The organism is Hymenobacter arizonensis (assembly GCF_900115775.1).
Classification (GTDB): domain Bacteria; phylum Bacteroidota; class Bacteroidia; order Cytophagales; family Hymenobacteraceae; genus Hymenobacter; species Hymenobacter arizonensis.
This window is the reverse complement of record NZ_FOXS01000001.1, coordinates 353,441-367,370: the sequence shown is the minus strand read 5'-3', so window position 1 is coordinate 367,370 and position 13,930 is coordinate 353,441. Positions and strand designations below refer to the sequence as shown.

Annotated in this window: 12 protein-coding genes; 9 read left to right on the top strand and 3 right to left on the bottom strand. The window is 59.2% G+C overall.

Going from position 1 to position 13,930, the window contains the following annotated elements; genetic code table 11:
* The first annotated feature begins 2 nt into the window (after positions 1 to 2).
* From BMZ66_RS01530 to BMZ66_RS01510, 5 genes are all read left to right on the top strand, one after another.
* Positions 3 to 752: a cytidylyltransferase domain-containing protein gene (locus tag BMZ66_RS01530; RefSeq protein ID WP_092668268.1), complete on the top strand. Its 750-nt coding sequence runs from the start codon at positions 3 to 5 to the stop codon at positions 750 to 752.
* Between the two features lie 39 nt (positions 753 to 791).
* Complete coding sequence (locus BMZ66_RS01525) at positions 792 to 1,538, top strand: class I SAM-dependent methyltransferase (RefSeq protein WP_092668266.1); 747 nt, start codon at positions 792 to 794, stop codon at positions 1,536 to 1,538.
* A gap of 220 nt (positions 1,539 to 1,758) precedes the next feature.
* Positions 1,759 to 2,352, top strand: a complete 594-nt coding sequence (locus BMZ66_RS01520; RefSeq protein WP_177204551.1) for a GNAT family N-acetyltransferase — start codon at positions 1,759 to 1,761, stop codon at positions 2,350 to 2,352.
* Entirely contained in the window at positions 2,336 to 4,300 is a 1,965-nt protein-coding gene (locus BMZ66_RS01515; RefSeq protein ID WP_214606937.1) for an NAD-dependent epimerase/dehydratase family protein, read from the top strand. The genes BMZ66_RS01520 and BMZ66_RS01515 overlap by 17 nt, the downstream gene beginning before the upstream one ends.
* Before the next feature lie 42 nt (positions 4,301 to 4,342).
* Positions 4,343 to 5,038: an HAD family hydrolase gene (locus BMZ66_RS01510; protein WP_092668260.1), complete on the top strand. Its 696-nt coding sequence runs from the start codon at positions 4,343 to 4,345 to the stop codon at positions 5,036 to 5,038.
* A gap of 222 nt (positions 5,039 to 5,260) precedes the next feature.
* Here BMZ66_RS01510 and BMZ66_RS01505 read toward each other — a convergent pair whose 3' ends face one another.
* Entirely contained in the window at positions 5,261 to 5,503 is a 243-nt protein-coding gene (locus tag BMZ66_RS01505; RefSeq protein ID WP_092668257.1) for a hypothetical protein, read from the bottom strand.
* A 97-nt stretch (positions 5,504 to 5,600) separates the two neighbouring features.
* Positions 5,601 to 6,755 carry an acyltransferase family protein gene (locus tag BMZ66_RS01500; RefSeq protein ID WP_092668255.1) on the bottom strand — a complete coding sequence of 385 codons (1,155 nt, stop codon included), beginning with the start codon at positions 6,753 to 6,755 and terminating at the stop codon, positions 5,601 to 5,603.
* Between the two features lie 394 nt (positions 6,756 to 7,149).
* On the opposite strand from BMZ66_RS01500, the gene pseI reads away from it, so the two are divergent.
* The 4 genes from pseI to BMZ66_RS01480 all read left to right on the top strand — a co-directional run bounded on the left by pseI (position 7,150) and on the right by BMZ66_RS01480 (position 12,607).
* A complete protein-coding gene (gene pseI, locus BMZ66_RS01495) occupies positions 7,150 to 8,193 on the top strand; it encodes a pseudaminic acid synthase (RefSeq protein ID WP_092668253.1) in 1,044 nt (347 codons plus the stop codon).
* A 75-nt stretch (positions 8,194 to 8,268) separates the two neighbouring features.
* Positions 8,269 to 9,582: a glycosyltransferase family protein gene (locus BMZ66_RS01490; RefSeq protein WP_234794938.1), complete on the top strand. Its 1,314-nt coding sequence runs from the start codon at positions 8,269 to 8,271 to the stop codon at positions 9,580 to 9,582.
* A 113-nt stretch (positions 9,583 to 9,695) separates the two neighbouring features.
* Positions 9,696 to 11,078, top strand: a complete 1,383-nt coding sequence (locus tag BMZ66_RS01485) for a DUF7033 domain-containing protein (protein ID WP_143080004.1) — start codon at positions 9,696 to 9,698, stop codon at positions 11,076 to 11,078.
* A 44-nt stretch (positions 11,079 to 11,122) separates the two neighbouring features.
* Complete coding sequence (locus BMZ66_RS01480) at positions 11,123 to 12,607, top strand: lipopolysaccharide biosynthesis protein (RefSeq protein WP_092668249.1); 1,485 nt, start codon at positions 11,123 to 11,125, stop codon at positions 12,605 to 12,607.
* A gap of 122 nt (positions 12,608 to 12,729) precedes the next feature.
* Here BMZ66_RS01480 and BMZ66_RS01475 read toward each other — a convergent pair whose 3' ends face one another.
* Positions 12,730 to 13,782, bottom strand: coding sequence for a methyltransferase domain-containing protein (locus tag BMZ66_RS01475; protein WP_092668247.1), 1,053 nt, complete (start codon positions 13,780 to 13,782; stop codon positions 12,730 to 12,732).
* Between the last annotated feature and the right edge of the window lie 148 nt (positions 13,783 to 13,930).

The window sequence follows — 13,930 nt, the reverse complement described above, 5'->3', positions numbered from 1 at the left end:
CCATGGCACACACCCTGCCCGCCCGTGTTGTCGTCATCATCCAGGCCCGGATGAGCTCTTCCCGGCTGCCGGGCAAAGTCCTGCTTCCCCTGCCTTTGTCGGGTACTACAACGGTCCTGGGGCACGTGGTGGGCCGTGCCCGGCTTTTGGCTCCCGGCCAACGCGTCATCGTTGCCACCTCCACCCTGCCCGCCGACGCCCCACTAGCAGCAGCTGCTCAGGCCCTAGGTGCCGAGGTGTTTCGCGGCGATGAGCAGGACGTACTAGGCCGTTTCGCTGGTGCTTTGGCAGCCCACGAGGCGGAGATAGTAGTGCGGATTACGGCCGATAACCCGGCCATTGACCCAGCATTTCTGCGGGCCGCGGTTGCTCATCACTTGGCTACTGAGGCCGATTACACCCTGACCACGGGTCTGCCACTGGGCACCAATGTAGAAGTGATGGCGGCCACTGCTCTGCGCCGGGCCCACGACGAAGCCACGCGCCCCGAAGAGCGCGAGCACGTGACGCCATACCTGCGCCGCCACCCAGAGCTTTTTCGGCTCGAAACCCTGCCATTGGCTGTTTCGCCGGCAGTGGCTGCCCTGCGCCTCACAGTGGACTACGCCAGCGACTATGCTTTCCTGCACCTGCTGTATTCGCATTTGCCGGCCGATTTCTCTCTTACCGACCCCGCTGGCTTACCGGCGCTGCTAGCCCGATATCCGTGGCTGGCCAGCATCAACAACCAAAACACCCAGGTGCAGCCCTGAGCCGTATTTTTGCAGCCCGACCAGCCCTGACTCCGCCCTATGTCCTCCCCGATTAACGTCCTCAGCGGCGCGCCTGTTCAAGAGCAAACGCGCCGCGAAAACTTAGCCCAAACCCTGCGTGAGTCGCCTATTCCCAACACCGAGCTGCCCAACAACCTGGGCCTGTACCTGAACCGGCAGACGCTTTCGCGCCTGCTGTTTTTCACCGAGCTCTATCAGCAAATCATTCCGGTGCACGGCGTGGCCATGGAGTTTGGGGTGCGCTGGGGCCAAAACCTGGCGTTGATGCACGCCCTGCGAGGCATCTACGAGCCTTACAACTACAATCGCAAAATCATTGGCTTCGACACCTTTGGCGGCTTCCCATCTGTTGACGAGAAAGATGGCGACCGGGTGAAAGCCGGTGATTACGGTGTAACGCCTGATTACCAGGAATACCTCACCCAGATTCTGGCGCTGCACGAAGCCGACAGCCCCATCCCGCACAAGCGCAAGTTCGAACTCATAGCCGGCGACGCCTCCGAAACCGTGCCCCGCTACCTGAAGGACCACCCCGAAACAGTGATTGCCTTCGCCTACTTCGACTTTGACATTTACGCCCCCACCAAGGCCTGCCTCGAAGCCATTCGCCCGCGCCTGACCAAGGGCGCCATCGTCGCGTTTGATGAGCTGAACTGCCCGGAATTCCCTGGCGAGACGCTGGCATTTGATGAGGTGTTTGGGGTAGCTAACTACGCCCTGCGCCGCAGCCCGCTGAATCCGCTGATTTCTTATCTGGTGGTTTGATTTGCAAACGTCAGTTGTTCGCTAGTTATAAGCCTGTTTTAAAGCGCGCCGTCTGTCATGCTGAGCTTGCGAAGCATCTTATCAAGTCTGAACACATCGATGTTGTGTGAAAAGATGCTTCGCAAGCTCAGCATGACAGACGGCGCGATAGAGCTATGGGCCTACGCCGCCCCACGGTTCGCGGCGCTCTGCACAACGTTCCATTGACTTTCCTTGTCTGTTGAAAACCTATCGCCCCCTTCCGCAAGCTGCTTTCACGTGGGAGAACTACACGCTAGTTCCCATTCGCTACGAAGACCGGGAGCCCATTCGGGCCTGGCGCAACGCGCAGCTCGAAGTACTACGCCAGCCCGAACCGCTCACGGCCGAGCAACAGGACGCATACTTCCAGCGGGTGGTACTGCCTTTGTTCGACCAGGAACGACCGACGCAGCTACTCTTCTCGCTGCTGCACCACAACGAGCTAGTGGCCTACGGCGGCCTCGTTTACATTTCCTGGCTCGATGCCCGGGCCGAGGTTTCTTTTCTGGTCGACCCAGTCCGGGCGGCGAAACAAGCTGTTTACCGGGAAGATTTCCTGGCTCACCTGCGGCTGCTGGGCCAGGCCGCCTTTGGGCACCTGGGTTTCAACCGCTTGTTTACTGAAACTTACGACATCCGCCCAGCCCATGTCGCCATTTTGGAAGAAGCGGGTTTTAGGCCAGAAGGGCGCTTGCGCCAGCACGTGCGCCTGGCTCCGGGTACCTTTGCCGACTCACTGATGCACGGCCAGCTGGCCGCCGACTATGCCACAGCCTTTGGTTCTGCCTTTTAAACGAGTTTTCATCAGCGGCGGCGCTGGCGTCATTGGCCAGGAAATGGTGCGCCGCCTGGCCAGCATGCCCGATGATATTCAGGTACTGGTGGGCGACATCAAGCCCCGGCCCGCCGACTTTCCGGCCCGCTTCCAGTATCGGCAGGGCGACCTGAACTACCTGACCGCACAGGAAATCGGCGCGTTTGCGCCCGATGTGTTCATTCACCTCGCCGCCACCTTCGAGCGCTCGACCGAAACCTACGGGTTTTGGGAAGAGAACTTCCAGCACAACGTGCGCCTCAGCCACCACCTCATGACGGTGCAGAAGGACCTGCCATCGTTGCGCCGCGTGGTGTTTGCCTCCAGCTACCTCATCTACGACCCGGAGCTGTACAACTTTGCCGATGTGCCGGCCCAGCCCCGCAGCCTGCGCGAAGACGACCCCATCTTGCCCCGCAACCTGACGGGCATGGCCAAGCTGGCCCACGAAATCGAACTGCGCTTTCTGCAAACCTTTCGGGCCGAGCAATTCAGCACCGCCATCCCGCGCATTTACCGCGGCTACGGGCGCAATGGGCGCGACATTACTTCGCGCTGGGTGCGCATGCTGCTGGCCGGCGAAGAAATCACGGTGTATGGCGCCGAGTCTTACTTCGATTACCTCTACGCCGCCGATACGGCCGAGGGCCTACTGCGCCTGGCGGCAGCCGAAACCGTTACGGGCATCATCAATTTGGGCACTGGCCAGGCCCGCCGCGTGTCTGAAGTGGTGGAAGTGCTGCGGCAAAATTTTCCCGACCTACGGGCTCAATACGTAGACTCCAACATTCCGTTTGAGGCTTCGCAGGCCGATATGACGCTATGGAAGAGCCAAATCGACTGGCTTCCGCCCACCACGTTGGAAGCGGCAATTCCCGAAATCATTACCTACGAGCGAGCCCGCACGGCAGCGCCACCGGCCAAAGCGCCCGGCCACGTGCTCATCAGCAGCGTAGCGGCCAAGGTGCCGCTGGTGCAGGCAGTGCGCGCAGCAGCAAAGCGCCTGCACCCCGAGATTAAAGTCATTGGCGGCGACATGAACAACAACTGCCTGGCCCAGCATTTCACGGACTCCTTCTGGCTGATGCCGCCTACCGCCGACGAGCATTTGCCGGACATCCTTCATTACTGCCGCGAGCAAGGCATTAGCCACATTATCCCGACCCGCGACGGCGAGTTGGCTTTCTGGAGCCGGCACCGTGCTGCGCTCGCCGACGCGGGCATAAGTGTTTTGGTGAGTTCCCCCGACGCAGTGCAGTGCTGCCTTGACAAACTCGAATTCTCCGCTTTTGGCCAGCAAACGGGCCTCCCCGTTATCCCCACAGCGCTGAACCTGGATGCTCAATACCTTTTTGGCGGCCAGGAAGCAACGGCCGAAACCAGCTTTGTGGTGAAGGAGCGGCACGGCGCGGGCTCCCTGAGCCTGGGCCTCAACTTGCCCGAAGCAGCCGCCCTGGCGCACGCCAAAACGTTGGAAGAGCCCATTTTTCAGCCCTTCATCAAAGGCCGGGAGATAAGCGTGGACGCGTACGTAGACCGGCAAGGCACCGTCCGCGGGCTGGTGCCACGCACCCGCGACGTCATCACGCGCGGCGAGTCGCAGGTCACCACCACGCTTGATGACCCTGCGCTGGTGGCTCGGCTCATGCCCATTATCGCCCGGTTTGGGCTTTACGGGCCCTTGGTGCTGCAAGCCCTGCTCACCGACGATGGGGGGTTGCACATCATCGAGTGCAACTGCCGTTTTGGGGGTGCTAGCACCCTAGGAATTGCGGCCGGCGTCGACTCATTTTTCTGGTTTCTGCAGGAAGCTGCCGGTGCTGATTTAACTCAGTTTCCCTTTCAGGCAGCAAGCGGACCGCTCCGCCAGGTGCGGGCCGCAGTGGACACCGTATTTACCGTCAACAACGAGCACGACGCCTCTTAGCATCGGAAAGTACCTCTCCTGCTGCACTGATATTTACCCTGCATGCCCGTTCTCGTTTTCGACCTCGACGACACACTTTACCCTGAGCTAAGCTATGTGCACAGCGGGTTTCAAGCGGTGGCGGCATTTCTGAGTCCTTTGCTGGAAATGCCCGCCGACACCCTCGCGTCGGGCATGATTGCCGAGGAAGCGCTTCAGGGCCGCGGCCAAGTCTTCGACAACATATTGCGGCAGCACAACTGCTGGAGCAAACGCCTGGTGGCTGCCTGCCTGCGCGCGTACCGGCAGCACCAGCCCACGCTGTCCCTTTACCCAGATTCCGAACGCTGCCTGGCCCGTTTTGCCAGTTGGCCGCTCTACCTTGTTACCGACGGGCACAAGGAAGTGCAGGCTCGCAAAGTTGCTGCACTGCATTTCCCTGCCTCAGTGCGGCACGCCTACCTCACCAACCGCTACGGCCGCCACCGAGCCAAGCCTGACCCGCACGTGTTTGGGCTTATTTGCCGACGCGAGGGTGTGGAGTCCCGTGAAGTAATTTATGTGGGCGACAACCCGCGCAAAGACTTTGTGGGCATCAAGCCGCTGGGGTTTAAAACCGTCCGCATTCTACGCGGCAATTATGCGCAACTGGAAGCCGACGCGGCGCACGAGGCCCACTGCCGCATTCATTCACTTGATGAATTAACAGAGGAGTTGTTGGCTGGGTTACTGCGCCATGCGCCTAGCCCGAATAGTTAAGAAGCTTACTTGGTAGACGCTGACTACTTGGCCATTGTGAAGACAGCATCAAGAATCAACTTGGTGGGCTTATTGGGTGTCCAGTGTAGAAACAATTCACCGGTTTCGTGAAGTCGAGGTTTCTCTCAACCTTTCCGCTAAGCGGTAGTCAGCAGAACTGCGGGCTTACTTTGTCTCATTCGTCGGGATGGCAGGAACCCGAGTTGCTAGCAGCCCGCGCTGCTACTTTGGCACCGTGTTTTCCATGACCTGCTGCAAGTTAAAGTCCTGAAAATCGTAGCTGAAGTTCCGCAGGTTTGAAATAAGATTCAGCTTGAGGCGGGTGGCTTGGCCTTGCGCGTGAAGGCCGCATACACATCGGGATAAGGGCAAAAAGGTGCGGTCCCGCCAGCGCACCACGCGGGTGTCGCCGCAGAAGGGCCGCAACAGGCCCGTGAGGCGGGGCGAGTGGGTGGCTTTGAACAATGCTGTTGGCCTTCTGCGGAGATGCTCACGTCGCCGAACCAAGCATCGCGGTAGCGGCCAAAGTAGGCGCGCTAATAACACCAAACCCGGCCACCATTTAAGAGCGTACCGGATGCAAGGTCGAGGGAGTCGCTTCGCCGAGGGTTTCGATTAAGGCTGGAGGGCTGGAATCAAGCCCCACGGGCGTCTTTTTGCGCACCAGGTGCTTGCTCAGCCCGGTAAGGGGCCGCTCCAGGAATTTCCACGAGCACCAGGCTAGGGCAAAGAGGAGCACCAAGCTTTCGGCCAACAGCAAGGGGTTGCTGTACGCTATGGATTGGTAGAACGGCAGGTGGCGATGGAGCCGCTCAAACCACGGCCATGCCGTGGACAGCACCGTGGTGTGGTAGAGGTAGAGGCCGTAGCTGATTTGGCCTATCAAGAGCAGGGGCTTGTATGTGAAAACGGCGTTCACTACGCCGCCCGGTTGGTCTCCCCGCGCCACGAAGTAGCCAATGAGCCACACCACTACCAAGGCCGTCAGGGTGCGCTGTTGCAAAATAAACGGCCACTCCCACAAACTTAAACCCAGCATCAGGAGCCCGCTGACCAGCGCCAGTCCGCCGAGGACCCGGTAGACCAAGGCGAAGTGCTGAGGTTTTTCAACGACCACCCAGGCTAGCAACGCGCCCAGGCCCAGCGCGTCCAGGCACGCGTGGGGCAGCACGTGGCTGAGCCCGATGGGGGGCAGGGGCAGCACGTACTGGCTGTAGAGCCCCACCCCGACGCAGAGCGTTATGGCGTACGGCACCCACTTTTTGGGCAGCAGGAGCACGACCACCGGCCAGAAAAGGTAAAACTGTTGCTCGACCGCTAAGGTCCACAGGGGCGGTAGTGGGCCCCAAGCCTGCTGCGCAGCGATAACCCAGTTGGACGTGAAAGTCAGGTAAGGAACGTAGCTGAACGTCGAATTTCCAGTCAACACCCGGTCGGCGGCCAGCACCAGAAAATAGGCTGGGTAAAGGCGCAGGGCCCGTTTAAGGAAGAAGTTTTTGAATACGCCGGCTGTTGTAATCCGCTGTTGAGCTACAGCCCGGCGGTCCTTGAGCAGCAGGGCCGTGATGAGAAAGCCGCTGAGGGTAAAGAAGACGTCGGGCCCGGACACGCGCTCCGAGAACTTAAACAACAAATGGTCGTGGGGCAGGGTGTGGTTGCACAACACGAACAGGATGGCCACTCCCCGCAGCGCGTCGAGTTGGACAATGTACCTCATAGGCCGGGGAACAAGCGCGGATTAATGCCCCGAAATTACCCCAGACGATGAACTTCAGCAACGATATTTTACTCTTTTCAGGAGTATTACTTCAAAAATCATCACTACTGTGCGAAATAAACCTCGCTTCAATGAATAAAACTAAACAACTCAATACCTGACAGCAGCCCCTGCCATCAAGTATTATGTTTTAAAACAGGTTTACCCTTCAAAGTATAGAAAACGGGTTTACTAGATGAGTTTCGTAAACTCGAAATGCTAACCCGGACTGCTGCCCTACATTGGCCTCTTTGGAAATAACACCCCAAAGGGCACCTGCCACAAGCAGGCCCTCAGGAATAGGGCTTGACTGCGTAAGTACCTACCTTTGCCGCCTGACTTGATTAGTCCTAAAATGACCGAAATATCAATTGGCGGCCGCCTCGTGGGGCCCGCGCACAAGCCGTTTATCATTGCCGAAATGTCGGGCAACCACAACCAAAGCTTGGAGCGGGCTCTGGCCCTGGTGGATGCCGCTGCGGCCGCTGGCGTCGATGCCCTTAAGCTGCAGACTTACACGGCCGATACCATCACCATGGACACCGGCTTCGCTATCGATGAAGAAGGCCAGTCGCTGTGGGAAGGCAAAAATCTGTACAAGCTCTACGAAGAAGCCCACACGCCCTGGGCGTGGCACGCCGAGCTATTTGCCCGCGCCCGCCAGCACGGCATGCTGGCCTTCAGCTCGCCCTTTGACGAAACAGCGGTCGATTTTTTGGAGCAGCTGGACGTGCCTGCTTATAAAATTGCTTCCTTCGAAAACGCCCACTGGCCGCTGCTGCGCAAAGTAGCTGCCACCGGCAAGCCCGTGATTGTGAGCACCGGCGCCGCCACCCTGGCCGAAATCGACGATGCCGTGCGCGTGCTGCGCGAGGCCGGCTGCCGCGAGCTGGTGCTGCTCAAGTGCACCAGCACCTACCCGGCCTCGCCAGCCAACACCAACCTGCGCACCATTCCGGTGCTGGCCGAAACTTTCGGCTGTCCCATTGGCCTGAGCGACCACACCATGGGCGTAGGCGCCAGCGTGGCGGCCGTGGCCCTCGGCGCCTGCGTTATCGAAAAGCACTTCACCCTGAGCCGGGCCGAAGGCGGCGTGGATTCGGCGTTTTCGCTGGAGCCCGACGAACTCAAAAGCCTGGTTGAAGAAACTGAGCGCGCCCACCAGGCGCTGGGCACCGTGCAGCTCTGTATTCAGACCGGCGAGGAAAAAAGCCGGCTCTACAAGCGCAGCATCTACGTGGCCAAACCCATTGCAGCGGGCGAGGAGCTTACTGCCGACAACCTGAAAATCATTCGCCCCGGCGACGGCCTCTGGCCCCGGAATTGGGACGTGGTGCTGGGCCGCAAGGCCACTCGCGACCTGAAACCCGGTACTCCCCTGACGTGGGAAGCGGTATGAGGGTATGAGGGTGATACTTTAGCTAGAATTTCAGTTTTCAAGAGCATGTCAACAAGTTCCAGAGTTACTGCTTCGGTGAAAACTCCTACCCTCACACCCTCTTACCCCCATACCCTAAAACTCATCCCCCGGCTGCGTGACATTTTGCAGTTGCGCTTCACAGACATGTTTGCGTCAGTGCCGGCAGCGGCCATGGCCAGCATCTCGCCGGCCAACCCGCTCAAGCGTTTGGCGCGGGTGCTGGGCTACGCGGGCCTGCGGCTGGTGGGCAACATCTTTCAACCCATTCGCAACCCCGAGACACTGCAGGACGCAGTGTGGCTCTACGTGGTGAGTGCCAACAACTACAATGCACTAGAATTCATCAAGCAAGCGCGCCCCGACGCGGTGCTGGTGGCCGGCCAGGGCAAGAACATCGGCCGCTACGGGTCCGTGGTAAATCGCCTTTCGCTGCGGCGCAAGCTGCTTTACTACTGGCAGTTTCCCTACGTTTTTTTGGGGCTGCTGCGCACTGATGAACGCAAAGCCTGGCGCTTCTTCGACTTTATTTTTTACGCCATCGGCTACTACGAAGTGTACCGTCGGGCCCTGCGCCACTACCGGCCGCGAGCTGTCATATTTTCCAACGACCACAACGACGATTCTCGCTCCCTGCTGCTGGCCTGCCGCGCCGAGGGCGTGCCCACGGCCTACATTCAGCACGCCAGCGTGAGCGTGCATTTCCCACCGCTGGGCTTCGACCTTAGCCTATTGGAAGGCCAGGATGCTTTGGACAAATACGGGCAGTGCGGCCCCGTGCACGGCCGCGTCGAGCTGGTGGGCATGCCCAAAGCCGATGCTTTCCTGAAGGAGAAAAATCTGCGCCCCCGGGTAACCCGCGTGGGCTTGGCCTGTAATGTGCACGACCCTTTGCCGGCCATTGCCGAAGCTCTGGCGTTCCTGATGCAGGAGCTCCCTGAGCTTGTCTTTACCCTGCGCCCCCACCCCAGCGACCCGCGAGATTTCAACTCCCTCCGCTGCACTTTGCCCCAGCTGCAATGGTCGGATGCCCGGCAGGAAAATGTGTTTGCTTTCCTGCAAGGCCACGACGCCCTGATTGCCGCCGATACCTCCACGCACTTGGAAGCTACGCTGCTGAATCTGGTTAGTATCTATTATCAGTTCAGCGCCAACCCGTTAATCCATGATTATTATGGGTACGTGGCCCATGAGTTGGTCGACCATGCGCAAAGCTTGCCCGAGCTGCGCGATTTCCTGCAGCAGTACCAGCGCGAAAAACCGCTGACGCACTTTCAGCGGGCGGCTTATTACAACGCTACCATTGGCACCGAATACGAAAGCCAAAGCCAGGCGCTGGCTATCAAAATAATTACTGATTGGCTGGGCTAAGGGCGGTTACAAGGTGACGGTCTCTCCTAGCCTCCGCTGCCATCACGTAGAAACATTTTCCCTCACAACGGCATCATCGGTAGCTCACCGGGCCAGGACATAACTTCGTGGCCATGCCTCTTTCACTTCCCAGCGCTGTTACGCCGCTGCCCGCTCCTGCTGTTGGAACCGTGTCGCCAGCAGCTCGGCTGGCGTATGTAATGAAGCATTTTCGGCTGGCCTATTTGGAAGTACCCGACGTGCGCATTGGCGATTCGGCCATAGAACCGGGAATAGTAATTAAGGACGGTGCGGCCGACTTTTTCATCCAAACACTCGCCTACCCGCCGGCGCCTACCCTGCGCGACTGGCTCGGAACACAGGTGCCCTTCTTCTTTGACGCCAGCCCTGGTGCCCCGCTGCTGGAACTTCGGCCAGACCGCGCCATCATCAACTCCGACATTATCTCAGCGGCTTTTTATCTGCTCAGTGGCTGGCAGGAATACTACGTTAATGCCCGCGACCAGCACGGACGCTTTCCTTACGCTGCCAGTGTGCAAAAGCAGTACGGATTCGTGACCCTGCCCGTGGTCAACTATTATTTCGATGTGCTGAAAACCGCCATCGAGCACGTTACGGGGCAGCGTATCCGGCCCCGGGCATGGGTAGCAGGTGCTCCCTTCGCCACTTTCATCAGCCACGACATCGACAACCTGCGCAGTGCCTGGAAAGGCCCCGCCAAAGCAGCACTGCAGCGAGGCCACCTGCTGGATTTTGGAAAACTTTTGGGCCGGCACCTGACCCAGCCCGATGCTTGGGATAACCTCGAAGCTGTAGCAGCTGCTACCGCCGCCTACGGGGCCCGTTCAACATTCTTCGTGCTCCCGGAGCACCGCCCCGGAGCTGATGGCACGCCCAATGCAGACTACGTTTTATCGCCGTCATTGAAGAACAGGTTTTCGGCTCTGCAAGCACAGGGCTGCGAACTAGGCTTACACGGCAGCATTGGCACCGCTACCGATGCGGAGCGCCTCAATCAGGAAGTCGGCAAAGTGCTCGATGGCCCCAGCGGACTGCGCTTTCATTACCTGCGCTGGGAGCCCCGGCTTACCCCGGCCCTGGTCGATGCCATCGGCTTTGAATACGATTCAACCTTGGGGTTTGCCGAGCATTTTGGCTTTCGGCATTCCTACTGCTTGCCCTTTTTCCCCTTCAACTTTGTAACTGAGGCAGCCCACCACTTCCTGGAAATCCCCCTGAACGTGATGGATGCGACCCTGCACCACCCCAGCTACTTAAACCTGCGCCCCGAGGAAGTACTGCCGGCTCTGCGGCCCATGCTAGCCGAGATAGAACAGTTTGGCGGCGTAGCCACTGTGCTTTGGCACAACGAAAATTTTGACCCCGCCAATACTAAAAACGGCCCTCAGCAGTTCGCCGAGCTGATGAGTTATTTGCAGCAGCGTGGGACGGCATTCCTCACCGGTGCCGAAATTTGCCAGGCTTTCCGCCGCTAGGGTTGGCCTTTTCCACTTCTTTACGATTTCACCACCTCATCTAATTGGGCATAGTTCAGCGCCAGGGCATCCGCAACACCCTGATTTCCTACGTCGGCCTGGCCATAGGCTTTGTCAATACCATTCTCATCTTACCCCGGCTGCTCACGCCAGGGCAAATCGGCCTGACGGGATTGCTGGTATCGTTTGCCACAATTGGCGCGCAGGTGAGCGCCTTTGGTTTTGGCAGCGCAGGGCTGCGCTACTTCCCGTACTTCCGCAACCAGGGGCGCAACCACGGCGGTTTTTTGCCGCTGCTGCTGGGGCTGCCGCTCCTGGGCTTTGTGCTGGTGGCAATAATAATGAGCCTGGGCAAACCCTTGGTACTGCGCTGGTACTCGGCCGAGGATGCGATGCTGCTTTCGCAACATTACCGCGTAGCTATTGCACTGGCCGGAGCCATCATGCTGGGGGCCTTGCAGGACGCCTACCTCAAGTCGCTGTTTCACACCTCGTTCGCGTCGTTTTGCCAGGAGATTTTGTTGCGACTGCTGATTGTGGGCGCCGCGGTAGCCTATAGCACGCACTACATCAGCTTTGAGGGTTTTGTGCTGGCGTACGCGGGGGCCTACGCGGTGGTGGCGGTGCTGCTGGCTTGCTACCTGGCAGTAATTGGCGAGTTGCATCTGCGGCCTACCCGGGCCGCGCTCCGCATCAAGCCCCTGGGCGAAATGCTGGCTTTTGGCGGATTTGCGCTAATGAGCAACATTTCGGGCACCGTGCTGCTCAACATCGACAGCATTATGGTGGGGGCTAAAATCAGCTTTGCCGCTGCGGGCATCTACCTTATTGCCACCAACATCAGCACGGCCCTCACCCTACCCTTTCGGGCCCTGAACAAAACCGCCTTTGCGCTCATCGCCGAGTATTGGAAGGAAAGCGACATGGGTAAAATGGGACTTTTTTATCAGCGCGTCACTCGTGTTAATACACTGCTGGGCTGCTACCTCGCGCTGGGCATTGGCCTGAACCTTGACTTCATTTTTGGCCTTATTCACCGCCCTGAGTATGCCGCTGGCAGCACGGCGGTGTTGCTGCTACTTGCCGCCCGGCTCTTCGATGGCATCACGGGCGTTAATGCCACCATTGTCGTAACCTCGCCGCGCTACCGGCTCGACTTGCTGTTTAATAGCTCGCTGGCCATAGCCGTGGTGGCTCTAAATTGGCTATTGATTCCACGCCTCGGGCTGAACGGGGCGGCTCTTTCGTATGGCATTGCCCTGGTCAGCATCAATGTGGCCCGCACTTGGTTTGTATGGCAACGATTTGGCCTGCAGCCGTTTGATGGCCGCATCGCTCGCATCTTGGCAGTAGCCGCAGGGGCCGGATTAGTAGCCTGGGCACTGCCCGAAACCGGCAATATCTGGCTTACGCTGCTGCTTCGCGGCGGTGTGCTCACCGTGCTCTACACTGCCGGCGTGCTGCTCACCCACGCGGCCCCCGAAGCCGAGGCTCTCCTGGCAAATTTGAGAAACCGGCTGGCGCGGTAGAACGCACCTATTAAACCTCACCCCCCGGCCCCCTCTCCAAAAAAGAGGGAGAGCCTGACGATTCAGCTCCGCCCTATCGTGGCTCCCCTCTTTTTTGGAGAGGGGCCGGGGGTAGGGTTACTTTAGCAGCAGCTGCTGCCCGATGCTTCGCCCGAAGCTTTGGCAGTGGCCGGTGCGGGGCCGCAGTCAAACAAGCCAAAATGCTTGCTCTTATCTCCTACCACCTGAAAATAAGGCGCATAGCGGGTTTCGCTTAACATAGCAGCGGTGTTGCCGCACACCAGCATAGGCCGGCCGGTTTCAAAGGTGTGATGGTCGTCGAGCACAAACTGCGTGGGCTGGCCGGGCACCGTGCCCAGGTAGGTAGCTACCTGCCCGTGGTCTTCGCAGCGGTCTTCGAGGTCGAGCTTGAAGGCGCGTACCGTGAAGGAATAGAACCCGATGTTACCGACTTTGGCCTCAATCTCGGGGTTATTGATGGTGAGTCGGCGGCTGGAAAACAGGCGGTAGTCGTGCACGCCCAAGCTCAGCAGCAGGCGGCGGAAGTCTTCGGAGTACATGGCCCCGCTCAGGCACTCGCCGTAGAGAACGGGGTCCTGGCGCAGGGTTTCGGGCACGCGGCGGTCGGCAAATACGTCGGCGATGAAAAGCTCGCCGCCGGGCTTCAGCACCCGGAAAATCTCGCGGTAGGTAGCTTCTTTGTCAGTGCTCAGGTTAAGCACGCAGTTGCTCACCACAATGTCGACGCTGTTGTCAGGAAGGCCGGCCGCTTGCAAATCCTCGATGTAGCCGTGGCGAAACTCCACGTTGGGCTGGCTGTAGCCGAATTTTTCGGTGTGGAAATCGACGTTGCGGCGCGCGACATCGAGTTGCTCCTCCGTCATGTCAACCCCAATCACGTGGCCGCTTTCGCCCACAAGTTTGGAGAGCAAATAAGCGTCGCGGCCCGAGCCGCTGCCCAAGTCCAGCACGGTGCAGCCTTCAATAGCTTCGGGGATACAGACGCCGCAGCCGTAGTATTTGTCCAGTACCTCGGGGGCCAGCTGCGCCAGAATGCGGCGGTGCGCCAGCGGAATATCGTCGGTGCAGCAGGCGTTGGTGAGCAGGTCCTGGCTGGTTTGGAGCTGGGAGCCGTAATAGTCCTGTACCTGGGCGTGGGTTTCGGTGGTGGGCATAAGCGAGGGAAATAGAAGCCGAAAGTAACAGGGCTTACCAGCCGATGTTTGGTCCCTCGCTATGCGCCCACCAGCACCACATGCGGCTCGCGCTTTTCAGGCGTGGGGCCATCCTGGTGCATTTCGCGGTAAAAAAGCCAAGATGAGC